Source organism: Polaromonas sp. (assembly GCF_030680935.1).
In the GTDB taxonomy this organism is placed as follows: Bacteria; Pseudomonadota; Gammaproteobacteria; order Burkholderiales; family Burkholderiaceae_C; genus Polaromonas.
Genome location: NZ_JAUXUP010000004.1, coordinates 42,186 through 67,399, shown reverse-complemented (window position 1 = coordinate 67,399; position 25,214 = coordinate 42,186). Strand labels below are relative to the sequence as shown.

The 25,214-nt window shown below is 61.3% G+C and carries 19 protein-coding genes; 12 read left to right on the top strand and 7 right to left on the bottom strand.

Annotated features, from left to right (window positions below; genetic code table 11):
* Positions 1–18 precede the first annotated feature (18 nt).
* A complete protein-coding gene (locus Q8L50_RS01085) occupies positions 19–6,276 on the top strand; it encodes an Hpt domain-containing protein (protein ID WP_305346797.1) in 6,258 nt (2,085 codons plus the stop codon).
* A gap of 61 nt (positions 6,277–6,337) precedes the next feature.
* On the opposite strand, the gene Q8L50_RS01080 is transcribed toward Q8L50_RS01085, so the two are convergent.
* On the bottom strand, positions 6,338–7,822 hold the full coding sequence (locus Q8L50_RS01080; RefSeq protein ID WP_305346796.1) for a deoxyribodipyrimidine photo-lyase: 1,485 nt from the start codon (positions 7,820–7,822) through the stop codon (positions 6,338–6,340).
* A gap of 70 nt (positions 7,823–7,892) precedes the next feature.
* Here Q8L50_RS01080 and Q8L50_RS01075 point away from each other — a divergent pair, with 70 nt between their 5' ends.
* From Q8L50_RS01075 to Q8L50_RS01050, 6 genes are read left to right on the top strand one after another with little or no spacing between them, the layout of a single operon-like run.
* Positions 7,893–8,480: a YqgE/AlgH family protein gene (locus Q8L50_RS01075; protein ID WP_305346795.1), complete on the top strand. Its 588-nt coding sequence runs from the start codon at positions 7,893–7,895 to the stop codon at positions 8,478–8,480.
* Positions 8,477–8,893: a Holliday junction resolvase RuvX gene (ruvX, locus tag Q8L50_RS01070; protein WP_305346794.1), complete on the top strand. Its 417-nt coding sequence runs from the start codon at positions 8,477–8,479 to the stop codon at positions 8,891–8,893. The genes Q8L50_RS01075 and ruvX overlap by 4 nt, the downstream gene beginning before the upstream one ends.
* Complete coding sequence (gene pyrR, locus Q8L50_RS01065; protein WP_305346793.1) at positions 8,890–9,402, top strand: bifunctional pyr operon transcriptional regulator/uracil phosphoribosyltransferase PyrR; 513 nt, start codon at positions 8,890–8,892, stop codon at positions 9,400–9,402. The genes ruvX and pyrR overlap by 4 nt, the downstream gene beginning before the upstream one ends.
* A gap of 43 nt (positions 9,403–9,445) precedes the next feature.
* Positions 9,446–10,408 (top strand): aspartate carbamoyltransferase catalytic subunit, encoded by a 963-nt coding sequence (locus Q8L50_RS01060; protein ID WP_305346792.1) that lies wholly within the window; start codon positions 9,446–9,448, stop codon positions 10,406–10,408.
* Positions 10,405–11,697, top strand: a complete 1,293-nt coding sequence (locus Q8L50_RS01055) for a dihydroorotase (protein WP_305346791.1) — start codon at positions 10,405–10,407, stop codon at positions 11,695–11,697. The genes Q8L50_RS01060 and Q8L50_RS01055 overlap by 4 nt, the downstream gene beginning before the upstream one ends.
* A gap of 3 nt (positions 11,698–11,700) precedes the next feature.
* Positions 11,701–12,450 carry a 1-acyl-sn-glycerol-3-phosphate acyltransferase gene (locus Q8L50_RS01050; protein WP_305346790.1) on the top strand — a complete coding sequence of 250 codons (750 nt, stop codon included), beginning with the start codon at positions 11,701–11,703 and terminating at the stop codon, positions 12,448–12,450.
* Here Q8L50_RS01050 and Q8L50_RS01045 read toward each other — a convergent pair.
* Positions 12,438–13,502: an ABC transporter ATP-binding protein gene (locus Q8L50_RS01045; protein WP_305346789.1), complete on the bottom strand. Its 1,065-nt coding sequence runs from the start codon at positions 13,500–13,502 to the stop codon at positions 12,438–12,440. The two genes, Q8L50_RS01050 and Q8L50_RS01045, sit on opposite strands and share 13 nt — an antisense overlap.
* Positions 13,503–13,626: 124 nt before the next feature.
* On the opposite strand from Q8L50_RS01045, the gene Q8L50_RS01040 reads away from it, so the two are divergent.
* The 3 genes from Q8L50_RS01040 (at position 13,627) to Q8L50_RS01030 (ending at position 16,444) form a co-directional block, all read left to right on the top strand.
* Positions 13,627–15,237, top strand: a complete 1,611-nt coding sequence (locus Q8L50_RS01040; RefSeq protein WP_305346788.1) for an iron ABC transporter permease — start codon at positions 13,627–13,629, stop codon at positions 15,235–15,237.
* A gap of 170 nt (positions 15,238–15,407) precedes the next feature.
* Positions 15,408–15,980, top strand: coding sequence for a hypothetical protein (locus tag Q8L50_RS01035; RefSeq protein ID WP_305346787.1), 573 nt, complete (start codon positions 15,408–15,410; stop codon positions 15,978–15,980).
* Positions 15,981–16,216: 236 nt separating this feature from the next.
* Entirely contained in the window at positions 16,217–16,444 is a 228-nt protein-coding gene (locus tag Q8L50_RS01030; protein ID WP_305346786.1) for a sulfurtransferase TusA family protein, read from the top strand.
* A gap of 167 nt (positions 16,445–16,611) precedes the next feature.
* Here Q8L50_RS01030 and galU read toward each other — a convergent pair whose 3' ends face one another.
* A complete protein-coding gene (gene galU, locus Q8L50_RS01025; protein ID WP_305346785.1) occupies positions 16,612–17,493 on the bottom strand; it encodes a UTP--glucose-1-phosphate uridylyltransferase GalU in 882 nt (293 codons plus the stop codon).
* 105 nt (positions 17,494–17,598) lie between these two features.
* Here galU and Q8L50_RS01020 point away from each other — a divergent pair, with 105 nt between their 5' ends.
* On the top strand, positions 17,599–18,615 hold the full coding sequence (locus Q8L50_RS01020; RefSeq protein ID WP_305346784.1) for a D-isomer specific 2-hydroxyacid dehydrogenase family protein: 1,017 nt from the start codon (positions 17,599–17,601) through the stop codon (positions 18,613–18,615).
* A gap of 155 nt (positions 18,616–18,770) precedes the next feature.
* On the opposite strand, the gene Q8L50_RS01015 is transcribed toward Q8L50_RS01020, so the two are convergent.
* From Q8L50_RS01015 to Q8L50_RS01000, 4 genes are all read right to left on the bottom strand, one after another.
* Positions 18,771–21,677 (bottom strand): valine--tRNA ligase, encoded by a 2,907-nt coding sequence (locus tag Q8L50_RS01015; RefSeq protein WP_305346783.1) that lies wholly within the window; start codon positions 21,675–21,677, stop codon positions 18,771–18,773.
* A gap of 80 nt (positions 21,678–21,757) precedes the next feature.
* Positions 21,758–21,949, bottom strand: a complete 192-nt coding sequence (locus Q8L50_RS01010) for a DUF2783 domain-containing protein (protein ID WP_305346782.1) — start codon at positions 21,947–21,949, stop codon at positions 21,758–21,760.
* Positions 21,950–21,973: 24 nt separating this feature from the next.
* A complete protein-coding gene (locus Q8L50_RS01005; RefSeq protein WP_305346781.1) occupies positions 21,974–23,728 on the bottom strand; it encodes an FAD-dependent oxidoreductase in 1,755 nt (584 codons plus the stop codon).
* Between the two features lie 68 nt (positions 23,729–23,796).
* Positions 23,797–24,441 (bottom strand): VOC family protein, encoded by a 645-nt coding sequence (locus Q8L50_RS01000; RefSeq protein WP_305346780.1) that lies wholly within the window; start codon positions 24,439–24,441, stop codon positions 23,797–23,799.
* Positions 24,442–24,754: 313 nt separating this feature from the next.
* Between Q8L50_RS01000 and Q8L50_RS00995 the strand changes: the two genes are divergently transcribed.
* Complete coding sequence (locus Q8L50_RS00995; protein ID WP_305346779.1) at positions 24,755–25,177, top strand: rubrerythrin family protein; 423 nt, start codon at positions 24,755–24,757, stop codon at positions 25,175–25,177.
* Positions 25,178–25,214 lie beyond the last annotated feature (37 nt).

The following is a 25,214-nucleotide window of genomic DNA, read 5'->3' as shown; positions in this document are numbered from 1 at the left end:
TGAACCGGTCTGCCATTTATGCAATCGAACGCCCCGAATTCATCACCCGCTGAACTCGACCTGGCCGTCAACGATCTTGGTCCCCTGGCCTGGGTACTGGACGAACTCCGGAAATCCCTTGATGGTGCGGCCAAGGCCTTGAAGCGTTTTGTCCGCGACGCCGACCTGGCGCGCGGTTCCGACCTGGCGGCGCTTGATGCCAGCCAGTTGCGTATTGCCCGCCAGCAGTTGCATCAGGCTGTAGGGGCTCTGGAGATGGTGGGCCTGGGTGCCCCCGCCCTGGTTTTGCGTGCCATGGAAGCGGCGGTCCAGAAGTTCGTACAGCACCCCGAGCTGTGCAGCCAGGAAGCGGCGACCAAGGTCGAACAGGCCAGTTTTGCGCTGACCGAATACCTCGAAGGCGTACTGGCTGACAAGCCGGTATCAGCGGTGTCCTTGTTCCCACAGTACCGAGATGTGCAGGCGCTGGTGGGGGCAGACCGCATTCACCCGGCAGACCTGTGGGTGTTCGAGTGGCGCTGGATTGAGCCCGCCCTGGCGACAATCGCAGAACCCCGGGCCTACGACGATGCCTCGCGCCAACTGCTGGATCAACTGGTGTTGAAGATCATGCGTACCGGTGATCCGCTGGCTGCCCAAAGTTTCAGGGACATGTGTTTGGGTTTTGCAGAGGCCGCCAAAGCGGGCGAGCCCCGGGTTTTCTGGAAAATCGCCGCAGCCTATTTTGAAGCGCTTGCACAGGGCCTGCTCAAGCTTGATCTGTACGTCAAACGTGCAGCGTCCCGGGTGCTGTTGCAATACGCCTCCTTTGCCAAAGGCGAGACCAATGCGTCGGACCGCCTGGCGCAGGATCTGCTTTTTTTCTGCGCGCAGGCAATTGCGCCACGTGCTAGCGATGCGCCGGTTCTTTCGGCGGTGCGCGCCAGCTACGGCCTGGCCCGATTCAAGCCGGTGAATTACGAGGCGGTGCAGTTCGGTCGCTTTGACCCGGCGCTGCTCGCCCAGGCACGCAAGCGGATTGTGTCTGCCAAGGAAACCTGGTCGTCGCTCACGGCGGGGGATCTCGGCAAGTTCAAGACGGTGGCCGATCAGTTCAGCCTTGTGACTGATTCCCTTGTCAAGCTGCATCCAGCCAGTGAACCGCTGGCCAAGGCACTGTCGAGGGTGATTGACGCCGCAGTGCGATCGGCGCAGGCGCCCCCGATCGAGCTTGCGCTCGAAGTGGCAACCGCCATGCTTTACCTCGAAGCCGCCTTCGAAGACCTGGACCCCAACGATCCCCAACTGGCCAGCAGAACGGCCAAATTGGCCGAGCGTCTTGACGCGGCTCGAAGCGGCGGCGAAGCGCAGCCGCTGGATGCATGGATGGAAGAGCTTTACCGGCGCGTCAGCGACAAGCAGACCATGGGCAGCGTAGTGGGTGAGTTGCGAATTTCGCTCAGTGAGCTGGAAAAATCCCTGGATGTTTTTTTCCGGAATCCACAGGACAAAGCGGCCCTGACCGCGGTACCTGGACAGCTCTCCCAAATGCGCGGCGTACTTTCTGTTTTGGGGCTGGATCAGGCCTCGCAGGCGGTGCTGCGTATGCGCGACAGTGTCGAGCAGATGTTGGTCACGGAAGTGGACGAGCAATTGGCCCGGTCAGCCGGGACCTTTGAGCAACTCGGCAACAACCTGGGTGCCCTGAGCTTTCTGATTGACATGCTCAACTACCAGCCGGCGCTGGCTAAAAAGCTTTTTGTTTACGACGATCAGAAAGGTGAGCTCAAGCCCTTGATGGGGCGTATCCACACCGCCCATGATGTCGCGTTCAGCGTCTCTGCCGGCAGCGAGTTGTCTCAGGAGCTTTTGTCGGTGGTGCAGGATGCCGAGGCCGGAGTTTCCGCAGAGAATCTGAGCGTCAAGCTGGACGTGTTGGCCAATCACGCAGCACTTGCAGATCAACCCGCGCTGGCCCGGACCGTGCGAGACGCAGCGCTGGCTGTGGCCGGCAACAGCGGCCTGCAGACCCATCCTGATTCACTGACACAGCTGGTTGCGGCTGCTTCGCCAGCCGCCGTTTTGCAGGCACCCCCCCCCGGTTCACCCGCCGCAGGCGCTGATTTCGAAGAGGACGATCTGCGTGACATTTTCCTCGAGGAAGCGCGCGAGGTGACGGGTCAGGCACAGGCCGCGCTGGCCGCATTGATGCATGAGCCGGCCGACATCAGTGAACTCACGGTGCTGCGCCGTGCGTTCCACACTCTGAAGGGCAGCTCCCGGATGGTGGGGCTCAATGAGTTTGGCGAAGCTGCGTGGTCGATGGAGCAACTCCTCAACACATGGCTGGCTGAGCAAAAATCCTCCAACGACGACTTTCGCCACCTCTGCGTGCAGGCTATGGAGGCTTTTGCCGTCTGGATCGACGATATCGCTGCCAACCGGGATGCGCCCTGGTCTGCTTCCGCCTTCCGCGCCAGCGCTGAAGCCATGCGCCTGGAAGGCCGGGCTCAGGCTTTGGTCCTTCCTGCAAAGACTGCTGCCGCTGCGACGGTGCCCGAACCCGTCGCGGAACCTCTGCCCCCGACGCAGGAAGTGGCAACTTTACAGGCCACCGCAGAGGCGGACTTTGACTTCTCTTTCGAGATGCCTGTGACGCCGCCGGCTGAAGCCACGGGGTCTGTACAAGCTGCAGAACCTGCCGCTGCTGCCGAGCCTGGACTGGCACAGCCTGCCACGCCGCAGGAATTTTCTCTCGGCGAGATTCAGGGTATTGACTTCGACAGTCTGGCGGCCCTCTCGGATGTCCCCGCAGAGCCGGTGGGGGAATCAGCGCTCGCTGCTGACAGCGTGTTTGAGCTGGAGCTCCCGGAGCCGTCTCCTGCCTCCGGCTTGGCCGAGCCGCTGGAATTGTCCAGCGCAGATTTTGATGTCCATTTCAAGCTGGATGACGGGCCTTCAGAACCAGACCTTGCCGCAGCGCCTGCACCTGCACCTGAAGTGGTGGACGACGTGATTGACTTTGACTTCATCGCCAGCGCGATGGATACGCCCTTACAGTCTCCGGCTGCTGAAGTGACTGAAGCGCAGACGTCCCCGGTGCCGGATTTTGATGATCCCGCTGGCATTGAAGCGGGTGGCGACGAACAGGTCAAGGTGATTGGCGCCTTGCGTATTGGTATCCCGCTGTACAACGTCTATCTGAACGAGGCCGACGAATGGTCACGCCGTTTGGTCACCGAGGTCACCGAATGGACGATGGAGCGGGACAGGCCCATAGGCGATTCGACCCTCGCCCTGACCCATTCGCTGGCGGGCAGTTCTGCCACTGTCGGATTCGAGGCATTGTCGGAAATGGCGCGCGCGCTCGAAAACGCATTGCAGCAGTCGCAAAGCCATCAGGGGCGAGCGGTCAAGAATTACAGCAAGTTGTTCATAGACGCGGCCGAGGACATACGCCGCCTGCTGCATCAATTCGCAGCCGGTTTTCTGAAGCAACCTGACGCAAGTCTGCTGCAGGCATTGCGCGAAATAAATTACGCCATACCGGACGTGGTAGCGTCTTCCGACCCGGAGGTTCTGCACGAAGCGCCAGCCCTGCCTGACCTCCATGCCCCGGCTCCGCTCGATCCACCAGCGACGGTGAGCAGCGCCGCCGTCCCCGCTGGGGGCGGCAGCACGCGGTTGTCGGCCAAAGAGATTGCGCAGGCACTGGTGATTGCACAGCCGGTGCTTGCCGTTGTGCCACCCGTTACCCAACCCGAGCCCGAGCCCGAGCCCGAGCCGACGGTGGAACCCTTGGCGGCCCCTGCGCCGACGGTGGCACCACCAGCGGATGCCTTCGCAGCGCCAGAGCCTTCCAGGCTTGCAGCAGCAGCGGCATTCGCTGAAGACATGGACGATGAGTTCGACGCGGTCGACGCCATCGATCCGGATCTGTTCTCCATCTTTGAAGAAGAGGGCGCCGAGCTGATGCCCCAGCTGGGTGCGGCCCTGCGGCAATGGTCGGCTCGGCCGGACAACCTGGGTGCGCGCAACGAGGTATTGCGTGCGCTTCACACCCTCAAAGGCAGTGCGCGGCTGGCTGGTGCCATGCGTCTGGGTGAAATGGCGCACAGGATTGAGTCCGACATCGAACACATGGGCTCCGATGCGGCAGCCTTCCAGAATTTTGAGTCGCTGCTGACGACTTTTGATGCGATGCAGGCCAATTTCGAGGCCTTGCGTCACCCCGATGAAACGCCTGAGCCGCTGCAAGCGCTTGTGCAACAGGCCAGCGCGCCAGAGGCCCCGCTGTCCGATCTGGAGCCGCAAGCGGCGCCGGGGGCAGCAGTGGCACCCGCTGGCCGCAAGGTCACCATGTCGCTCGCGCAGGCCACGGCATTGCAGCCCTTGCGGGCGGTGGCGTCTGGCTCCATCCGGGTTCGCTCTCAATTGCTGGACCGCATGGTGAACCAGGCCGGTGAGGTCATGATCACGCGCTCGCGGCTGGAGGCGGAACTCGGGCAGTTGCGGGGATCCCTCAACGATTTGAGCGGCAACTTGAACCGCTTGCGTGCTCAGTTGCGCGACGTTGAGTTGCACTCCGAGACGCAGATGCAGTCCCGCTTGCAACAGGCCAAAGAGGCGCAGCTTGGCTTTGACCCGCTCGAGTTTGACCGTTTCACCCGCGTGCAGGAGTTGACACGCATGATGGCCGAGTCCGTCAATGACGTGGCCACCGTTCAGCGCACTTTGCAGCGCACTGTGGAGGCAACCGAGGATGACCTGATTGCCCAGGCGCGTCAGACGCGCGAATTGCAGCGCGATTTGCTGCGTACCCGCATGGTTGAATTTGAGGGTATTTCAGAGCGTCTGTACCGTGTGGTGCGGCAGGCGTCCAAGGAGACCGGCAAGCAGGTTCGCCTGGACCTGCAGGGCGGCACCATCGAGATGGACCGGGGCATGCTGGACCGCATGACACCCGCGTTTGAACATTTGCTGCGCAACTGCGTCGCGCACGGCATTGAAGATCCGCAGACCCGGACCGTCGCCGGCAAGGAGGCCAGCGGCCTGATCACGGTCAGCGTGCAGCAATCGGGCAACGATGTGGCCGTGGAATTTCGCGATGACGGTGCGGGTCTCAATTTGCAGCGTATCCGCGAGAAGGCGCTTGCCTCGGGCCTGCTGGCGGACGGCCAGCAAATCAGTGATGACGAAGCAGCCAATCTTATTTTCATGCCGGGGTTCACGACCGCAGCGCAGGTGACCGAGCTGGCAGGGCGGGGCATCGGCATGGACGTGGTGCGCTCCGAAGTCAACTCGCTCGGTGGTCGCATTGAAACCACCACAGTGGCCGGCAAAGGCACCAACTTCAAGATGGTTCTGCCGCTGACCACGGCGGTCACGCAGGTGGTCATGCTGCGCGCCGGTGGATTGTCGGTGGGGGTACCGGCCAACGTGGTCGAAACTGTTCGCCGCGTTTCTGCCAAGGATCTGCAACAGGCCTACAACACCGGCGTGGTCGATGTAGCTGGCGAGGCGGTACCATTTTTCTGGTCGGGCGCCTTGCTGCAGGCATCACGTCTGAGCACCGATCCACAGGGCAAGACAGCTCCCGTGGTTATTTTCCGCAGTGCGGCCCAGCGGCTTGCACTGCACGTGGATGAAGTGTTGGGCACACAGGAGGTGGTGGTCAAAAACCTCGGGCCCCAGTTGTCGCGGCTTCCGGGCCTGGCGGGCATGTCGGTGCTGGCGTCCGGTGCGGTGGTGCTGATCTACAACCCGGTGGCGCTTGCATTCGTCTATGGCCCGCAGGCGCGTGCCTGGAGTTCTGACAGTGCCGAGCCGCACATGCTTGAGCAAGCGGGTGCCGACAGCTCGGGTAGTTCCGGCGGTACTGGCCTTGCGCGGGCCCCCGCAAACCCGGTGGCTCCACAGATCCCGCTGATTCTGGTGGTCGATGACTCCATCACCGTGCGACGCGTGACCCAGCGTCTGTTGCAGCGCGAAGGTTACCGCGTGTCCATGGCGGCGGACGGCTTGCAGGCACTGGAACGCTTGCAGGAAGAGCGGCCCACGGTGGTGTTGTCTGACATTGAGATGCCGCGCATGGACGGCTTTGATCTGGCGCGCAACATCCGTGGGGATGTCCGCCTGCGCGATCTGCCCATCATCATGATCACCTCGCGAATTGCCGAGAAGCACCGCGAACATGCCAAAGAACTGGGTGTTGACCATTACCTCGGCAAACCCTATGCCGAAGACGAGCTGCTCAGCCTGATTCGGCACTACTGCAGCGTCGAAGCCTCGGTTTAGTAGCCAAATACGGATGTAGCCCTTGCTGCATATGCGTAAGCAGCTATAAAAACGATAGCAACTACTGTTCTGCGGCTTTCTTGACCACCGCATAACGTTGCAGCGTCAATGCCCGCGCCGCCTCGTGCTGCACGATGGGATGCGGGTAGTTGTCCCCCAGACGCACACCGGCGGCAGCCAGGGCCACGGGTTTGGCCAGCCAGGGGCTGTGCAGGTCCGGCCCGGCCAGACCGGCCAGCTGCGGCAGGTATTTGCGTATGAATTTGCCTTTGGCATCAAACTTTTCACTTTGGCTGGTCGGATTGAAGATACGGAAATACGGCTGCGCATCACAGCCACTGCTGGCCGCCCATTGCCAGCCGCCGTTGTTGGCCGAGAGGTCGAAGTCGTTGAGTTTTTCAGCAAAGTACTGCTCGCCCCAGCGCCAGTCCAGCCCCAGGTCTTTCACGAGAAAACTGGCGGTGACCATGCGCAGCCGGTTGTGCATGTAGCCGCTCTGGTTGATCTGTGCCATGGCGGCATCGACCAGCGGGTAGCCGGTGCGGCCCTTGCACCAAGCTTCAAACATTGTTATTGCGGCAGGTCCCTGCTCCCAGCAGATCGCGTCATACGCGGGTTTGAACGCGCGGGTTGCGACATGTGGAAAGTTGCTGAGGATCTGCGCATAAAAATCACGCCATATCAGCTCGCTGAGCCAGACTGTTGCACCAGCGCTGCCGCGCTGCTGCAGGTGCATTGCCGCGTCTGCCAGCCGGCGAATCGACACCGTGCCAAAACGCAGGTGCACCCCCAGGTAGCTCGGGCCCTTGATTGCCGGGAAATCGCGCGTGGCATGGTACTGGTCGATACGCGCCATGAAATCGTCCAACAGCCGCATACCGCCACTGCTGCCGGTGGCGATTTTCAGCGCACCGAGGTTGGTTGCAGCAAATCCGATGTCTTCCAGCGCGGGCACCGCCGCGCGAAAGGCCGGCGGCCGCGCTGCCAGGGAGGCCGCGTAGTGTGGCACCGGGTAAGGCTTGAGGTAAAACGGATCTACCTTGGCCAGCCAGGCGTTTTTGTAGGGTGTGAACACGCTGTAGGGTTTGCCCGCCAGTGTGAGCACTTCCGCACGTTCAAAAATCACATGATCCTTGAAGCTGTGAAAGGCTTTTCCATCCTGCCCCAGGGCCGCGGCCACTTTGGCGTCGCGCGCGAGCGCCTGAGGCTCGTCGTCGTGGTTGGTAAACACCGCGTCTGCCGCCAGCGACCTGGCCAGCTCAGGCAGGGCCTGCGCCGGCCAGGCATGCGCGATGATCAGACCAGCGTCGGCCACAGCATGCGGCGCGGCCAGCTCCCGCAACTGCTGGTCCAGATCCACCAGCGACTCCCGGATGAACTCGACCCGGCGGTCTGCGCGCGGCAGCGGATCAAGAATGTCACGGTCAAAAATGAAGACGCAAAAGACCTGCCGGCAGGTTCTCAGCGCATGGTAAAGCGCCGCATTGTCGTCCGCGCGTAAATCGCGCCGAAACCACATGAGGCCCGTGTCGTATTTCTTGTTCATGGGGCAATGGTGTGTGCGTGGCAGCCGGGTTTTTCTTCCCGCGCAGCCCGGCTGTGCGTAAAATCATCGCATGGCACTGGATTCTGCACCGATCAACCTGACTCACCATTTCCTGATTGCCATGCCCGGGCTGGATGATGTGGCATTCGCCAGAAGTGTTATCTACATGTGTGAGCACAGCGACCGTGGGGCGTTGGGGCTGATCATCAACAAGCCCAGTGACATCAACCTGCAGGGCCTGTTCGACAAGGTGGAGTTGCCGCTTCGGCGCGGCGATCTCTCCGATTCGCCGGTGTTTCAGGGCGGGCCGGTACAGACCGAGCGCGGATTTGTGCTGCACGAGTGCATGCTGGCGGGCAGCGAGTCGGTCTACGCTTCCACCATGACCATCCCCGGAGGCCTGGAGATGACCACCTCCAAGGACGTGCTGGAAGCGCTGTCAAGCGGTGCCGGGCCACGCAAGGTGTTTGTCTCGCTGGGTTATTCCGCCTGGGGCGAAGGCCAGCTTGAATCCGAGATTTCAGACAACAGCTGGTTGACGGTTGAAGCCGACCTGGCGCTTATTTTTGACACGCCGGTCGATCAGCGTTACGACAAGGCCTTGCTGCTGCTGGGCCTGCAGAGCTGGATGCTCTCGCCCGAGGCAGGGCACGCATGAGCGCAGCGGCCCCGCCTGTCATGGCCACCGGACTGCAAACATTTCTCGCTTTCGATTTTGGCCTCAAGCGCACCGGCGTTGCCAGCGGCAACCGCCTGACCCGCACCGCCAGCGCGCAAGGCAGTATTGCCGCCGAGGGTGATGCACGATTCACCGCCATAGCCCTGAAAATCAGGGAGTGGCAGCCTGACGCGCTGGTGGTGGGTATTCCCTTTCATCCCGACGGTGCCAGCCATGACAATACCGCGCGCGCGCTGAAATTTGCCCGCCAGTTGCGTGGCCGTTTCGGCCTGCAGGTGTTTGAGGTCGATGAACGCTATAGCACCACAGAGGCCTTGGCACAGGGGGAGAAGGATGCCGATGCAGCCTCTGCCCGCATCATCCTCGAGCAATTTTTAAGGAGTCTTTCATGACCAGTCTGACCCTGGATGCCGAAGCCCTGTACCGTGAAGTGCTTCGCGCCATGGAGCAACTGCTGGCGAACTGCGCCCGTCCGCCCCGGCTGGTAGGCGTGGCCTCGGGCGGTGTCTGGCTCGCCGAGCGCCTGCGTGCCGATCTGGCGCTGTCCGACGAAATTGGAACGCTTTCGTCGGCGATGCACAGGGACGATTTTTCTCAACGTGGTCTGTCGGCCAGCGGACAGACGGTACTGCCTTTTGACGTGAACGCGGCTGACCTGATCGTGCTCGATGATGTGCTTTACACCGGCCGCACCATCCGGGCGGTGCTCAACGAGCTGTTTGACTATGGCCGGCCAGCCAGTGTGCGGCTGGTGGTGCTGGTGGACCGGGGTGGGCGCGAGTTGCCGATCCAGGCCGACTTCGCTGCTGCGCGGGTGGCGCTGCCGGCTTCGCAGTCGCTGGCACTGGCCCGTGCCGAAGACGGGCGCTTCAGCCTGCAGGTACAGGGAGCCGCGTCATGAAACCCTGTGCTGCTGTGCCGGCGTGGCTGCGGAGAATATAAGCATGTTGTACCGACGAAACCCACAGCTCAACAAAAATGGCGAATTGATTCACCTGCTGTCCATTGAGGGTTTGCCCAAGGCCATACTGGTACAAATCCTCGATACGGCCGCCAATTTTGTCAGCGTCAGTGACCGTGAGGTCAAAAAGGTGCCTCTGCTGCGCGGAAAAAGTGTCTTTAACCTCTTTTTCGAAAATTCGACGCGGACCCGTACCACCTTCGAGATTGCTGCCACACGTTTGTCGGCCGATGTGATCAACCTCGATATCGCACGTTCTTCAGCCTCCAAGGGCGAATCGCTGCTGGACACCATTTCCAACCTGAGCGCGATGGCTGCCGACCTGTTTGTAGTGCGGCACAGCGAGTCGGGTGCGCCGTATCTGATAGCGCAACATGTGGCGCCGCATGTCCATGTCATCAACGCCGGCGACGGCCGCCATGCCCACCCCACCCAGGGGTTGCTGGACATGTATACCATTCGCCACTACAAAAAAGATTTCAACCAGCTCACGGTGGCGATTGTGGGTGACGTTCTGCACTCGCGCGTGGCCCGCTCTGACATTCATGCGTTGACAACGCTTGGTTGCCCCGAGGTGCGGGTGGTAGGGCCCAAAACCCTGGTGCCCGCCGACATGGCGCAGATGGGTGTGCGTGTCTGTCATACGCTGGAGGAAGGCATCAAGGGGGCAGATGTAATCATCATGCTGAGGCTGCAAAACGAGCGCATGTCCGGCGCCTTGCTGCCCAGCAGCCACGAATTCTTCAAGAGTTTCGGTTTGACCAATGAAAAACTTCAGCTCGCCAAACCCGACGCGATTGTCATGCACCCGGGGCCTATCAACCGGGGTGTCGAAATTGATTCGGCGGTGGTCGATGGTGCGCAAAGCGTGATCCTGCCGCAAGTGACCTTCGGCATTGCGGTGCGCATGGCGGTCATGGGTATTGTTGCGGGGAACGACGCATGAAGATACTGATAAAAAATGGCCGTGTGATCGACCCGGCGTCAGGGTTTGACCAGATCGGTGACGTAGCCATTGCTGCCGGGCGCATCGTTTCGCTGGGTGTCCCACAGCCTGATTTTTCACCCAACAAGATCATTGACGCCAGCGGTTGTGTGGTGGCGCCCGGCTTGATTGACCTGTCCGTTCGCCTGCGCGAGCCAGGCTACGAGCACGAAGGCATGCTGGAGAGTGAGCTGGCAGCGGCTGTGGCCGGTGGCGTCACCAGCGTGGTCTGTCCGCCCGATACCGACCCCGTGCTTGACGAGCCCGGGCTGGTCGAAATGCTGAAGTTTCGCGCCGAAAAGCAGCACCAGTCGCGCGTCTTTCCACTGGGTGCACTGACCCGCGCCTTGCAGGGCGAGGCTTTGACCGAGATGATGGAGTTGACGGAGGCCGGTTGTGTCGGCTTCAGCCAGGCCGAGGTGCCGCTGGCCAATACCCAGGTGCTGCTGCGCGCACTCCAATATGCCGCCACCTTTGGCTACACGGTCTGGTTGCGGCCCCAAGATAGCTGGCTCAGCAGCGGTGTGGCAGCCAGCGGCGCGCTGGCGACCCGGCTCGGCCTGAGCGGTGTGCCGGTGGTGGCCGAGACGATTGCCCTGCACACAATTTTCGAGTTGGTCCGTGTGACCGGCGCGCGTGTGCATGTCTGCCGCATCAGCAGTGCCGCCGGCGTGACGCTGCTGGCCCGTGCCAAGGCAGAAGGCCTGCCGGTGACAGCGGATGTCAGCATCAACAGCCTGCACCTGATTGACGCCGACATTGGTTACTTCGACAGCCGCATGCGCCTGAACCCGCCGCTGCGCCAGCAGCGCGACCGCGACGCCTTGCGCCAGGCCTTGCTCGACGGAACCATCGACGCGCTGGTCTCTGACCACACGCCGGTCGAGGCCGACGCGAAAACATTGCCTTTCGCAGAGGCCGAGCCGGGTGCGACCGGGCTGGAGTTGCTGCTGGGCCTGGGTTGCAAGTGGGGCCACGACAGTGGACTGGATTTGGCGCAGGCGCTGACCGTCTTGACCGTTGGCCCTGCCCGGGTGCTGGGTAGTGCGCTCGGTACCCTCCAGGCCAGCGTGGGGCAACTGGTCAAGGGGGGCGTGGCAGACCTTTGTATCTTCAATCCAGACGCCGAATGGACGGTGCAATCCGATACCCTGAAGAGCCAGGGCAAACACACGCCGTTTTCCGGCTACCAGTTGCCGGCTCGCGTGGGCTGGACGCTGGTGGGCGGGCAGGTCGCCTACGAGGCTTGACGCATGCGCCAGATCAAGGCCGTGTGGCGGCTGTTGCGCTGCCTCATGCACATTGCGGGCGGCATCTGGACCATCCTGACGCTGTTTCCACGGCTGGGTCAGGTCGCCAGAGAGGCCCGGGTTCAGGTCTGGGCCCAGGCCATGCTGCCGCTGGCCGGTATCGAACTGGTGGTCAGCGGAACCCCGGTTGCAAGCGGCCCGGCGTTGCTGGTGGCCAATCACCTGTCCTGGCTGGACATCGTGGTGATGCATGCCTCACGTTATTGCCGCTTTGTGTCCAAGTCGGATATCCAGCACTGGCCGCTGGTCGGCATATTGGCCGGAGGCGCCGGCACCCTGTACATACAGCGCGAATCCAGGCGTGATGCACACCGGGTGGTGCACCACATGGCAGAGCGCTTGCTGCAGGGCGATGTACTGGCGGTGTTCCCGGAGGGTACGACCGGTGATGGCACCAGGCTCAAGCCCTTTCATGCCAACCTGCTTCAGGCGGCGATCTCCAGCAACACTTGTGTGCAACCGGTGGCCTTGCGGTTTGTCGATGCAGACACCGGGCAAACCAGTTTTGCGCCGCGTTACATCGACGACGATTCCATTTTTGTCTCGATCTGGGAAACGCTTTGTGTGCCGCACCTGCGGGCCGAGGTGATTTTCGGGGAGGCCCAGCAATGTGAGGGCAGAGACCGGCGCAGCTGGGCCGCCGATCTGCAAAGGGAAGTCGAAAGTTTGCTGGGCGCAGCCTACTCGCGCTGAAAGGTCACGACGTGATCGACCTCGGCCCGGATGCCTATCCATTCGCCTAACGCATGGTCGTGGTGCGAAGGCACATGGGCCATCACCGTTTCCCCGGTTTTGAGCTGAAGCGTGTATAAAAATTCAGAGCCCCGGAATGACTTGCGCAGGATCTGCGCTTTCACCGGTGCCGCGTCGTCATGCACGATGTCGTCAGCGCGCAGCAGGACATCACACATACCGTCAGGGTAAGCGCCGGGCAGGGGGCACTCCAGCATGTCGCTGAGGTTGCCCAACGCGGTGTGCACCACCACGTCGTCTCCCTGTTGCGAGATCTGCGCCCGGGTAAACACCCCATGACCGATGAAGTCGGCCACAAAACGTGTGGCCGGCCGGTGGTACAGCTCGTAGGCATCGGCCCACTGGTGCAGCTGGCCTTCATGCATGACACCAATGCGGTCACCGATGGCAAAGGCTTCGAGCTGGTCGTGCGTGACAAACAGCGCGGTGGCGCCGGCCTGCTTCAGGATGCCGCGCACCTCATGGGCCAGGCGTTCACGCAAATCCACATCCAGGTTGGAAAAAGGCTCGTCCAGCAATAGCAGGCGTGGCCGGGGGGCCAGCGCGCGGGCCAGCGCCACGCGCTGCTGCTGGCCACCGGACAGCTCATGCGGATAACGCTTGTACACGCTGCCCAGGCCCACCAGATCCAGGACTTCTTCCACCCGTTGTCTGCGCTCGGGATGCTTCAAGTGCGCCAGGCCAAAAGCCACGTTGTGTGCCACATCAAGATGCGGAAAAAGTGCATAGTCCTGAAACACCATGCCAATGCGGCGCTGCTCGGCGGGGATGTGCACGGTGTCACTGCTCACGGTTTCGCGGGCCAGCAGAATGCTGCCGCCCTGTACCCGTTCCAGGCCCGCCACGGCACGCAGCAGCGTGGTTTTTCCACAGCCTGACGGCCCGATCAACACCCCTATTTCGCCCGCCACCAGACCCAGCGAGACCCCATTGACGGCGGGACGCGAGCGACCTGCGTAGTGCACCACCAGATGCGAAATGTCCAGAAACATGCTGGTAATTGTAGATGCTTACAATTCTCATTTGCAATGACCGGGGGTTTGACCCGGTTTGGCCCCGCCCGGCGCGGGACGCCAGGCCGCGCGCCGAACCGCCAACTACCTTTTCTGGGACTTCATGTTTCGTCGTTTTGTGTCGCCCGCGCTGTGGTTTCTGCTGATGGCGGCGCTCACCTTGCCGGTGCTGGCGGTGATGCTGTCGTGGCTGGAGCTGGGCGGCCAGTCTTTGCCCATCCTGCAGGAAATGTGGCAGACCGTGCTGCCCGAGTATGTGCTGACATCGCTGTTGCTGTGCCTGGCGGTGGCTACGGGGGTTGGGTTGTTGGGAGTCACGACGGCCTGTGCGGTGAGTTTGTTCGAGTTTCCCGGGCGCCGTTTTTTTGCCTGGGCGCTGCTGCTGCCGCTGGCCATGCCGGCTTATGTGGTGGCTTATGCCTACACCGATTTTCTGCAATACGCGGGGCCGCTGCAAAGCTGGCTGCGCTCAAGTTTCGGTCTGCAGGGCCGATTGCTGCCTGAGATACGCAGTCTGGGTGGGGCCATGCTGGTCTTTACCGTGACCCTTTACCCCTATGTCTATCTGCTGGCGCGTACCGCGATGTCCGAGCGCGCTGTGTACTTGATGGAAGCGGCCCGTCTGCTGGGCGCGCCGCTGGGCCGCCGCATCCGTGAAGTCGCGCTGCCGCTGGCGCGACCAGCCGTGGCGGCTGGTGTGGCATTGGCGTTGATGGAAACGCTGGCCGACTTTGGCGTGTCCAGCTACTTCGGAATCCAGACCTTCACTGCCGGCATTTACAAGGCCTGGCTGGCCATGGACAACCGCCTTGCGGCTGCGCAATTGGCTACCGCCTTGCTGCTGGTGGTAGCGGTTCTGCTGAAGATCGAGCGGCACGCGCAAAACCGCATGCGTTTTGCGGGCAGCCGGGGCGGCCGTGCAGGTGCGGCAGATGCAGCCCCGATTGTCCTGAGTGGCTTGCGGGCGGTGCTGGCCTGGGTGTTGTGTGCCTTGCCGATTGCACTGGGTTTTGGGTTGCCCGTGCTGTTTATGCTGCGTCCCCTGACTGCCGCGTGGGGTGAGTTGCCCTGGAGCCAGTTTGCGGGCTGGGCCATGAACAGCGTAGGCCTGGCCAGCTTGAGTGCCTTGCTGGCCACCGGCATTGCGTTGGGGCTGGCTTTTTCGCTGCGCGGTCGGCCCCATTTCCTGACCCGGTTCGCTGCGCAGCTGGCGAGCCTGGGTTATGCAGTCCCAGGCGCGGTGATTGTGGTGGGTCTGTTGCTGCCTTTGGGTTGGCTGCAGGCTGTTGCCCCCAGCAGCACGGCTGGCTACTGGATCACAGGCACTGTGCTGGGAGTGGTGTGGGCCTATCTGGTACGTTTTACTGCTGTGGCGCTTCAGTCTGTACAAAGCGGCTACTCCCGTATTCCTGCCAGCTTTGACGACAGCGCGCGCATGCTGGGCACCACAGGCCCGGCCCTGCTGGGCCGGGTGCACTGGCCCCTGCTCAATCGCTCGATAGGCGCCGCCGCCTTGCTGGTGTTTGTGGACGTGATGAAAGAGCTGCCCGCCACCCTGGTGCTGCGACCTTTCAACAGCGACACGCTGGCTGTGGTGACGTATCAGCTGGCGCGTGACGAGCGGCTTGGAGAGGCGGCCCTTCCTGCCCTGGCGCTGGTACTTGTGGGGCTGCTGCCTGTGCTGCTGCTTGGCCGGACGCTCAAAGGCCGCTAGCTCTGCTACTGGGGTGTGTTGTGCCGCCGGAATCCCTGTAGGTGCCTGCCTACGGGTGCTTATTCTTTTTGCCTATCAAGCCGGCGCTGACTTTTTCCTAAAGTGATTTTCTCCCGTCGAAGGGCAGAAAAACATTCACTTTCCGAAAATCATCCTCAAGGAAATGCACCATGAAAACCAAACTATCCATGTTGACCCTGGCCGTATCGTGCGCTTTTGCAGGCCATGCGATGGCGCTCACCAAAGCGCAATACAAGACGCAAAAAGAAAGTGTTGAGGCCGCCTACAAATCCGCCAAGGAAAAGTGCGCCGCCCTGAATGCCAACGCCAAAGACATCTGCCGAGCTGAAGCCAAAGGTGCAGAAAAAGTGGCCAAAGCCGAGCTGGCGGCCCAATACAAACCCAGTCCCGGCCGAGACAAAAAGGTGCGCGATGCCAAGGCCGATGCAGCTTATGACGTTGCCAGGGAAAAGTGCGACGACCTGGATGGCAATCCCAAGGACGTGTGCGTGAAGGACGCCAAGGCTGCCCGCGTCTCGGCCAAGGCAGACGCCAAGGTCAGCAAGGCCCGGGCAGAGCCGAACAATGACAAGGCTACTGCTGTGGTGGATGCCAAAAAAGACGCCTCCAGTGACAAAAATGACGTAATGTACAAGGCTGCCAAGGAGCGTTGCGATGCCATGTCCGGCAATGCCAAAGATGCCTGCCAGGCAGATGCGAAGGCAAAATTTGGCATGAAGTAATGCCGCGCAGGGGCCGCACAACTGTTGTACTCAGCGATTCCCGGCCTGACTTGCAGGACCTGGAATTTTTCTGTTCGGCATGAAAACAGGTTGTGGCCCTTTCGGGGTATACATGAGCCGCTATCTATTTTGTAGCGGTTATTTGGGTTGATCAGCTTTTTCGACGACGGGCATGACCGCAGGGGCCTGCCAATCGGCGTATTTGCTTAAAATCGGCCCATCCCAAGGACACACGCATGCAAATTGATAAAGAGCTTGATACCCGAGGCCTGAACTGCCCATTGCCCATTCTCAAGGCAAAAAAAGCCCTGGCCGAGATGAGCAGTGGTCAGTTGCTGCGGGTGGTCTCCACTGACGCTGGTTCCACGCGCGACTTCATGGCATTTGCCAAGCAGACTGGCAATGAGCTGGTAGAGCAGCAGACTGAAGGCGGCGACTTCATTCACGTGCTCAAGCGACGCTGAATCGCCCCCACGTTCGCTCACTTCGTGTAGCTCACTGCCCCCCAGGGGGGGGCCGCTGCGCCTGCGGCCCGGCGAAGCCGGTTCCGCGGCCCCTACTGGAATGGTATTGGTCCTTGCGCTCCTGCGCGGGTGTTCGCTTGGGGTGGCGTGCGCTACACGGGGCCGACTCAGGGAATCTGCAGGTTTTTCAGGTAGTTGCGGAAGTGCTCGCCAACTTCCGGATGGGCCAGTGCCAGCTCAACAGTGGCCTCCAGAAAACCTTCCTTGCTGCCACAGTCATAACGTTTGCCGCTGTACTGGAAGGCATAAACCGCCTCTTGCGTCATCAGCCCGGCAATGCCATCGGTCAGCTGAATCTCACCGCCCACGCCGGTAGGCTGGCTGCGAATGTGCTGGAACACCGCTGGCGTCAAAATGTAGCGACCAGCCACCGCCATGCGCGAAGGAGCGACCTCTGGCGCCGGTTTTTCCACCATCTTGCTGACCTTCATGAGCCTGTCGCCAATCGTCTCACCGGCCACCATGCCGTAGCGTTTCGTGTGCGCCAGGGGCACCTCCTGAACGGCCAGCACCGACTGCTGCAATTCGGCAAACCGGGCCGCCATTTGCGCCAGCACGGGTGGCGTGCCTACCATCAGGTCGTCGGCCAGCAGCACCGCAAAGGGTTCGTTGCCAACCAGGTGTTCGGCGCATAAAACGGCGTGCCCCAGACCCAGCGAGCGGGGCTGGCGCACGTAGGAAAAGTCCATATCACTGGGGTTCATCGAGCGCACCAGAGCCAGCAGGTCGAGCTTTTGGGAAGCCTCCAGCTCGGTTTCGAGCTCATAGGCGGTGTCAAAGTGATCTTCGATGGCCCGCTTATTGCGTCCGGTGACAAAAATCATGTGACGTATGCCCGCTGCGTAAGCTTCTTCAACGGCGTACTGAATCAGGGGTTTGTCCACCACCGGCAACATTTCCTTCGGCTGGGCCTTGGTGGCGGGTAAAAAACGGGTACCCAAGCCGGCGACAGGAAAAACGGCCTTCTTCAAAGTTGTGACTTTATTCATTTACTAGGGTGGTTAAAGGGACTAGAGTGTTGCGTGATCGCTACATTGGCGACAAGACTGGCCGCGAGATAGCGGAAAAAGAATAACAGTAACAAGGGGCAGTTTTTGGACATCTTACTTCTTGATGCATTGGTTCCAGAGGCCATGGCCTGGCTGGAAACCCGACACAGCGTGGAATACCGGCCCGAGTTGGCCGATGACCTCACTGTGCTGCGCAAGGCCGCCTATAAAACCCGGGGCATCGTTTTCCCCCGGCAGACCGTGGTGACCCGCGATTTTCTGGATTTCCTGCCCAAGCTCAAGGCAGTGGGCCGGCTGCATGTGGGCACCGACAACACCGACCTGGAAGCCTGCAAAGAGCGTGGCATCAAGGTCATCCATGCCAGCAGCGCCAATGTACGCTCCAACGCCGAATACCTGCTCAGCAGCCTGTTGCTGCTGTACCGGCGCGGTGTGGTGTCGGCACTGATGGGCCGGCGCCATCCCTCGGGCCAGATGGGGCGTGAACTGCATGGCAGCACCATAGGCATCCTGGGCCTGGCCCCCACGGCACACACACTGGCCGGCATGTTGACCGGTCTGGGCGTGCGCTTGATTGGTTATGACCCTGCCGTCCACCACACGGCACCCATCTGGGAGCGCCTGCGTATCCAGCCCGTGACTTTGACCGAACTGGTCAGCCAGTCTGATGCCGTGTCGGTGCAGATGTTGTATGCGGCGCGGTTCAGGGGTTTCGTGAACGAAAAATTGCTGGCGGCCTGCAAGCGCGGGCAAGTCTGGGTAGGCATCAGTCGAAGCGCCCTGTTCGACGAAGTGGCGCTGGCCGCTGCCTTGTCTGATGGTCGTATCGAGGCCTGCATTCTGGACGGCGCCGAAGACAATTTCACGGGTCAAAGCTCACCCCTGAACGGGCTGAAAAACCTGTTCATCACACCAAGGCTCGGCTCGCACACGCGCGAGGCGCGGCTGCGCTCAAGCTGGTATGTGGCGCATCGCATGCATGAAGCCATCAGCGCCGAGCAGCGCGGCGTCGAATATGTGCCCAGCGCGCCCATGGATATGGAACTGCCCGGCGCGATATCGCCCTCACAATGGGGCGACCATGACTTGATGATCCGATAGCGGTATAGCCCCCACGCTTGCTCACAACGCGCAAGCTCCCTGCACCTTGCAGGCCGCCGCTCGCCAGAGGCTTCGCTTCTGGCGCCTGTCCAAACCTGCTCAAGCAGGTTCGCAGCCGCAGCTTGAATGGATCCCCGGGGCGTTCGGCAGGTGTGTTAGTTGAGTCTCGCGAGTTGCTCGCGGATTTTTTCAAGCGTGGCCGTGAAATCGGTCAGGCGTTTGCGCTCCTGCTCCAGCACGGCTGGCGGCACCTTGGCGACAAAGGCTTCGTTGGCCAGCTTGGCCTGAACCTTGACCAGCTCGCCTTCCAGTCGCGTCGCTTCCTTGCCGAGGCGGGTTTTTTCGGCGGCCACGTCAATTTCCATGTGCAGGCAAATACGGGCCTCGCCCACCACCACCACCGGTGCCGCCTGGGCCGCTGCCGCCCATTCGGTAGCGCTTTCAAACACCCTGACTTCGCTGAGCTTGGCGAGCGCCTTGATCACGGGCCCGGACTGGCTCATGAAGGCGCTGTCACCCAGCACGAACAGGGGCAGGCGCGTGGCAGGTGACACCTTCATCTCGCCGCGCAGGACTCTGGAGGCATCCACCAGGGTTTTGAGTTTGGCAACATGAGCCTCAGCCAGCGGATCAATCTTCGCGGGCTGGCTTTGCGGGTAGGCGGCCTGGCCGATGTACAAGCCTTTTTTCAGCCCCGCTACGGGAGCGACTTTTTGCCACAGCTCTTCGGTGATGAAGGGGATCACGGGGTGCGCCAGTCGCAGGATGGCTTCGAGTGTGCGGATCAGCGTACGGCGTGTCGCGCGTTGTTCTGCGGGGCTGCCGTGCTGGATCTGTACCTTGGCAATTTCCAGGTACCAGTCGCAAAACTCGTCCCAGACGAACTGGTAAATGCGGGTGGCCACATTGTCCAGACGGTAGTCCGCGAAACCCTTGGCAACGTCCGCTTCGACACGTTGCATGGTTGATGAAATCCAGCGGTCGGCCTGCGAGAACGTCAGGTAGTTGTGAAATTCAGCGCCCGGTGCGCACTGCTCTTTGCTGTGTTCTGCCAGGCCGCAATCCTGCCCTTCGCAGTTCATCAGCGTGAAACGTGTGGCGTTCCAGAGCTTGTTGCAGAAGTTGCGGTAACCCTCGCAGCGCTTGCTGTCAAAGTTGATGCTGCGGCCCAGGCTGGCCAGCGAGGCGAAGGTAAAACGCAGGGCGTCCGCGCCATAGGCGGGGATGCCCGCCGGAAATTCCTTCTCGGTGTTTTTACGCACGGTCGGTGCGGTCTCCGGCTTGCGCAGGCCTTGCGAGCGTTTGTCCAGCAGTGGGGCCAGCTCGATGCCGTCGATCAGATCGACCGGGTCCAGCACATTGCCCTCTGACTTGCTCATCTTCTTGCCCTGCGCGTCTTTCACCAGGCCGTGGATATACACGTGGTGGAAAGGCACCTGGCCGGTGAAATGCGTGGTCATCATGATCATCCGTGCCACCCAGAAGAAGATGATGTCGTAGCCGGTGACGAGCACGCTGGACGGCAAAAAGAGATCGAGTTCTTTGGTTTTTTCGGGCCAGCCGAGGGACGAGAAGGGCACCAGCGCCGAGGAGTACCAGGTGTCCAGCACATCGGGGTCGCGCGTCAGCGTCTTGCCCGGCGCCTGGGCCTGGGCCGCGGCATCGCTTTCTGCGACATAGACCTTGCCGTCTTCGTCGTACCAGGCCGGGATCTGGTGGCCCCACCAGAGCTGGCGCGAGATGCACCAGTCCTGGATGTTGCCCATCCACTGGTTGTAGGTGTTGACCCATTGCTCGGGTACAAACTTGACCGCGCCGCTGTCGACCGCATCGCGCGCCTTCTGGGCAATCGATTTGCCGGTCGGGTCCTGGTCGCTGACTTTGCTCATGGCGACGAACCACTGATCGGTCAGCATCGGTTCGATGACGGCGCCGGTGCGGGCGCAGCGCGGCACCATCAGTTTGTGCTTCTTGACCTCAACCAGAAAGCCCAGGGCTTCGAGGTCGGCCACCACGGCCTTTCGCGCCACGAAGCGGTCCATGCCGCGGTATTTCCCGGGCGCGTTGTCATTGATGGCTGCATCGAGTGTCAGTACACCAATCATGGGCAGTTGATGACGTTGGCCCACCGCATAGTCGTTGCTGTCGTGTGCGGGCGTGACTTTCACCACGCCGGTACCGAAGGCCTTGTCCACATAGTCGTCGGCGATGACCGGGATGTCGCGGTCGCACAGCGGCAGCTTGACGAGTTTGCCAATGAGGTGCTTGTAGCGCTCGTCCTCGGGGTGAACCATCACGGCCACGTCGCCGAGCATGGTTTCGGGGCGGGTGGTGGCCACTGTCAGCGAGCCGCTTCCATCGGTCAGCGGATAAGAGATATGCCAGAGAAAGCCGTCTTCCTCTTCGCTTTCAACTTCCAGGTCTGACACCGCGGATTTGAGGATGGGGTCCCAGTTGACCAGACGCTTGCCGCGGTAGATCAGGCCCTGCTCGTAAAGCTGCACGAAGGTCGAGGTGACCACTTTGGACATCTTCGGGTCCATCGTGAAGTACTCGTGTTTCCAGGCCACCGAGTCGCCCATGCGGCGCATCTGGCGCGTGATGGTGGTTCCCGATTCTTCCTTCCACTCCCACACTTTTTCGGCGAATTTTTCGCGGCCCAGGTCGTGCCGGCTTTTGCCTTCGCCCTGCAGCTTGCGCTCGACAACGATTTGCGTCGCGATGCCGGCGTGGTCGGTACCCGGCACCCACAAGGTGTTGTGGCCGCGCATGCGGTGGTAACGCGTCAGCGAGTCCATGATGGTCTGGTTGAAAGCATGGCCCATGTGCAGCGTGCCGGTCACATTGGGCGGCGGCAGCTGGATAGCAAACGAGGGAAGGGCCGCGTCCAGCGTCGGTTCGTACATGCCGCTGGTTTCCCAGAGCGGAGCCCATTGACGCTCTATTGCGGCGGGTTCAAACGATTTGGCCAGGCTGTCCAGCCCCGGTGTGGGGACGGTCACCCGCGCCGTGATGGCATCAGTGGCGGGGAGCGCGGGCGTGGGCTTGGCAGAATCGGTCATGGGGCAATGAAAAACGGCATCACCTGGATGCCGCCTTGGGTTGGAGGAATTGCCCCGATTTTATTCGACTGGCGCCTGCTTCAGTTTGACTCAGCCGGTTTGGCCGCTGCAATGCAGGCTTGCAGCAGTGACGCATCGCCCAGCTGGTTGGCCAGGATCAGGATCAGCCTGGCGTTGAGCAGCTCAGACTCGTCGCGGCTCAGCCCCTGATGCGCGTCAAGCAGGCACTCGTAAAACGCATCCGCGTCCTGGAAATTGGCTTTGGTTTTCATGTGTTCGTCCTGACTTCGGAAGTCTTAACGCAGGCCCAGGGTTTTTTCGACAGCGGTGACCAGCTGGCCGTCCACCGCCTCGCCCGTGGCGGCCAGATAGCCGTCCGGACGCAGCAATGCCCAGGCGTGGCCAAAAACATGGCAGGCGCCCTGCAGGTGGGCGTTGCCGCGTGTATTGACGTCGCGCAGGTGTTCCACCGCCGCCGCCCGCTCGTCCTGGCCCAGCACCTGCACGCTGCGCACAGGCGCATGCCGGGCCAGTTGGCGCAAGCGTTCCAGGCCGGTGCTTGTAAGTTCACCAAACACCAGCACCAGCAAATCGCCATCTGCCCATTGCAGCAGGTCGTTCACCGTGCCTTCGGTTCCGTTGGCCCATCGGAAGGCCACGTTCTGCACCGATTGCCCACCCGTGCTTTCGCAGATGGCTGATTGTGTGTAGTTGTTGGCCACCGCCATACGACCTGTGTTGACCAGCGCGCGTGCAAACGGGTACTGTTTTGCCAGTCCGATGGCGGCCGTGCGAAAGCAGCGCTCCATGCCGTCTGCCGGCCGCAAAAAACGCGCAGTGCGATTGGTCACCTGCACGTTTTGTCGGGCCGCTTCCAGGCGCTCGTCGTTGTAGCTTTCCAGCAGTGCCGCGCTCGCGCGGCCGCGCGACACGGCTGCCAGTTTCCAGGCCAGGTTATCGGCATCGGCCACACCGGTGTTGCCACCGCGTGCGCCGAAGGGGCTGACAATTTTCGCGGTATCTCCCATGAAGAAAACCCGGCCCAGACGCAACTTGTCCAGACAACGGCTGCGGTAGGCATAGGGGCCCACCCAGACAATCTCGACCTCGACATCCGGGCCAAACTGCCGCTGCAGGCGCTCGCGCACCACGTCTTCCCGGCTGACCTCGTCGGGGTTGGCGTTCGGGGCCATCTGGTAGTCAATGCGCCAGACGTCATCGGCCATCAGATGCTGCCAGACGGCGCGGTTTTCATTGAAGGGCGCTTCAATCCAGGTGTGGCGTTCAACCGGCGGGCGCGTGGAAAAGCGCACGTCGGCGATACACCAGCGATCGTCGCCGCGTTTGTTCTGCATGGTGGCGCCCACCCAGTCGTGAAAAGGCGTGTGCGAGCCGGACGCGTCAATGACGTGTTCGGCTTCGACTTGGTACCTGCCCGCAGGCGTTTCTACCGTCAGCGTGGCAACATCGGCATTCTGCGTGAAAGAAGTGACGCGCGACTTCCAGCGCATGTCCACATGGCCCAGCTCGTAGATACGCTCGACCAGGTAGCCCTCAATGTAGAACTGCTGGATATTGATGAAAGGTGGCTGGGTCGAGAGGTTGAAGTTGCCTTGCTGGCGCAGGTCAAAGCTGTACACCTCGTCGTCACCGGCAAAGGTGCGGCCCACGCTCCACTGCACACCCTTGGCGGCAATCCGCTCATAAATGCCGAGCCGGTGAAAGATCTCCAGTGACTTCTGCGTGTAGCAGATGCCGCGCGAAGAGGCGCCCTTCACGCCTACTGTGTTGTCTTCATCCAGCAGCACCGCCTTTACCCCATAACGTGCCAGCGCACAGGCCAGACTGAGGCCGGTGATGCCGCCGCCGACGATGACGACCGGGTGGCGTGTGATTTCTTTCGATTGGAGCTCGGGGGGCGCGACAAACGGGTATTCAGGCAGGACATAGCCCTTCCCTTTAGTGAACTCGTAGCCGTTGGTGAACGCCGGTTGCGCGTAGGCGGGTTGTGTTTCCAGCATGGCTTTTTCGCCCTTTGCGTTGATCTTCATGAATGATTTACGGTTTTTCCCTTTGTGCACGGGCGCAACCAGCTATCAAATAAATAGCGTAGCCGGTCTCAGGCTGCGGGCTTTGCGCCCACCTCCGGCCTGTCGTTTTGCTGTGGTTTGAGCGCTTCGCTGGTTTTGCCCGCCGCTTTTTCCTTGCGCCACTGCTGCTTGCGCGCTGTCCATTCGGCCAGACGCGCGTGGGCGGTTCTGCTCTCCTTCAGCATCTCGAACTCGTCAGCCAGCTGCGCCGTCAACTCCAGCCGTACACCATTGGGGTCAAAGAAGTAGATGCTCTTGAATATGTGGTGGTCCGTCACGCCCAGTACTTCGACCCCATCGGCTTGCAGCCGCGCTTTCATGGCCTCCAGTTCAGCCACCGTATTGACGCGAAACGAGATGTGGTTGACCCACAGCGGCGTGTTGGGTGAGGGCAGGGCGGCCTCGTCGTTGCCGAGGTCGAAAAACGCGATGAAAGAGCCGTCCTGCAGCCGGAAGAAAAAGTGGGTGTAAGGGCAGTATTCGCCGGTGCTGGGCACGTAATCGCTCTGGATGATGTGGTACAGCGGCAGTCCCAGGATGTCTTCATAGAAGTGCCGGGTTTCCTCCGCATCTTTGGCCCGATAGGCGTAGTGGTGCAGCTGCTGTACCGGCGCCGGTGGCGGCAGGGTGGATGCAGCGGGGCGCAGGCTTGGGGGAGTCATCAGGGCGGCCATGGCAATCTCCAGATTCAGGTTCCAGATTGAGTGGAAGGGTGAGTGAAGCACTGTGATGTGCGCCTTTCACGATTCACCTATTCATAACGCATTTACTATAACGTAACTCCAGAGCGCTGCCAAGGGCGGCAAAGTTGGTTTGTAATTGAGGTATTGAGAATGGTTATCAATTGACGCAAGCCCATAGCCTTTGCCAATTTTTTCTATTGAACCAAGCAATTAGACGCAGCCCCTTAATCAGGCTATGGTTACTCCGTCTCTGACCATCACGTCAGGGCGAATCACGATTTTTATCAACCCCAAGGAGATTTCCATGGCTGCTCTCAAAGGCTCCAAAACGGAAGAAAACCTGAAAGCCGCATTTGCCGGTGAATCACAGGCCAACCGCCGTTATCTGTATTTCGCGAACAAGGCTGACGTGGAAGGCCAGCCTGACGTTGCAGCGCTGTTCCGCTCCACCGCAGAAGGCGAAACCGGTCATGCGCACGGTCACCTCGAGTGGCTTGAGCAGTGCGGTGACCCAGCCACCGGCATGCCATTTGGTGCCACGCGTGACAACCTCGCTTCTGCCGTGGCAGGCGAGACCCACGAGTACACCGACATGTACCCCGGCATGGCCAAAACTGCGCGTGACGAAGGTCATGACGAAGTCGCCGACTGGTTTGAAACCCTGGCCAAGGCTGAGCGTTCACACGCAAACCGGTATGCCAAGGCCCTGACCGAACTGGTGGATTAATTGGTGGCTACTGCGCGGCTGTGATCCGTCGTTGCGG

Bases quoted from the DNA above. Each gene is read 5' to 3' on its own strand.
- Q8L50_RS01030 (WP_305346786.1), top strand. From the start codon at position 16,217: ATGCAAATTGATAAAGAGCTTGATACCCGAGGCCTGAACTGCCCATTG.
- Q8L50_RS01000 (WP_305346780.1), bottom strand. From the start codon at position 24,441: ATGGCCGCCCTGATGACTCCCCCAAGCCTGCGCCCCGCTGCATCCACC.
- Q8L50_RS01035 (WP_305346787.1), top strand. From the start codon at position 15,408: ATGAAAACCAAACTATCCATGTTGACCCTGGCCGTATCGTGCGCTTTT.
- galU (WP_305346785.1), bottom strand. From the start codon at position 17,493: ATGAATAAAGTCACAACTTTGAAGAAGGCCGTTTTTCCTGTCGCCGGC.
- Q8L50_RS01005 (WP_305346781.1), bottom strand. From the start codon at position 23,728: ATGAAGATCAACGCAAAGGGCGAAAAAGCCATGCTGGAAACACAACCC.
- Q8L50_RS01080 (WP_305346796.1), bottom strand. From the start codon at position 7,822: ATGAACAAGAAATACGACACGGGCCTCATGTGGTTTCGGCGCGATTTA.
- Q8L50_RS01015 (WP_305346783.1), bottom strand. From the start codon at position 21,677: ATGACCGATTCTGCCAAGCCCACGCCCGCGCTCCCCGCCACTGATGCC.
- Q8L50_RS00995 (WP_305346779.1), top strand. From the start codon at position 24,755: ATGGCTGCTCTCAAAGGCTCCAAAACGGAAGAAAACCTGAAAGCCGCA.
- pyrR (WP_305346793.1), top strand. From the start codon at position 8,890: ATGACCAGTCTGACCCTGGATGCCGAAGCCCTGTACCGTGAAGTGCTT.
- Q8L50_RS01050 (WP_305346790.1), top strand. From the start codon at position 11,701: ATGCGCCAGATCAAGGCCGTGTGGCGGCTGTTGCGCTGCCTCATGCAC.
- Q8L50_RS01045 (WP_305346789.1), bottom strand. From the start codon at position 13,502: ATGTTTCTGGACATTTCGCATCTGGTGGTGCACTACGCAGGTCGCTCG.
- Q8L50_RS01060 (WP_305346792.1), top strand. From the start codon at position 9,446: ATGTTGTACCGACGAAACCCACAGCTCAACAAAAATGGCGAATTGATT.
- ruvX (WP_305346794.1), top strand. From the start codon at position 8,477: ATGAGCGCAGCGGCCCCGCCTGTCATGGCCACCGGACTGCAAACATTT.
- Q8L50_RS01085 (WP_305346797.1), top strand. From the start codon at position 19: ATGCAATCGAACGCCCCGAATTCATCACCCGCTGAACTCGACCTGGCC.
- Q8L50_RS01075 (WP_305346795.1), top strand. From the start codon at position 7,893: ATGGCACTGGATTCTGCACCGATCAACCTGACTCACCATTTCCTGATT.
- Q8L50_RS01055 (WP_305346791.1), top strand. From the start codon at position 10,405: ATGAAGATACTGATAAAAAATGGCCGTGTGATCGACCCGGCGTCAGGG.
- Q8L50_RS01010 (WP_305346782.1), bottom strand. From the start codon at position 21,949: ATGAAAACCAAAGCCAATTTCCAGGACGCGGATGCGTTTTACGAGTGC.
- Q8L50_RS01040 (WP_305346788.1), top strand. From the start codon at position 13,627: ATGTTTCGTCGTTTTGTGTCGCCCGCGCTGTGGTTTCTGCTGATGGCG.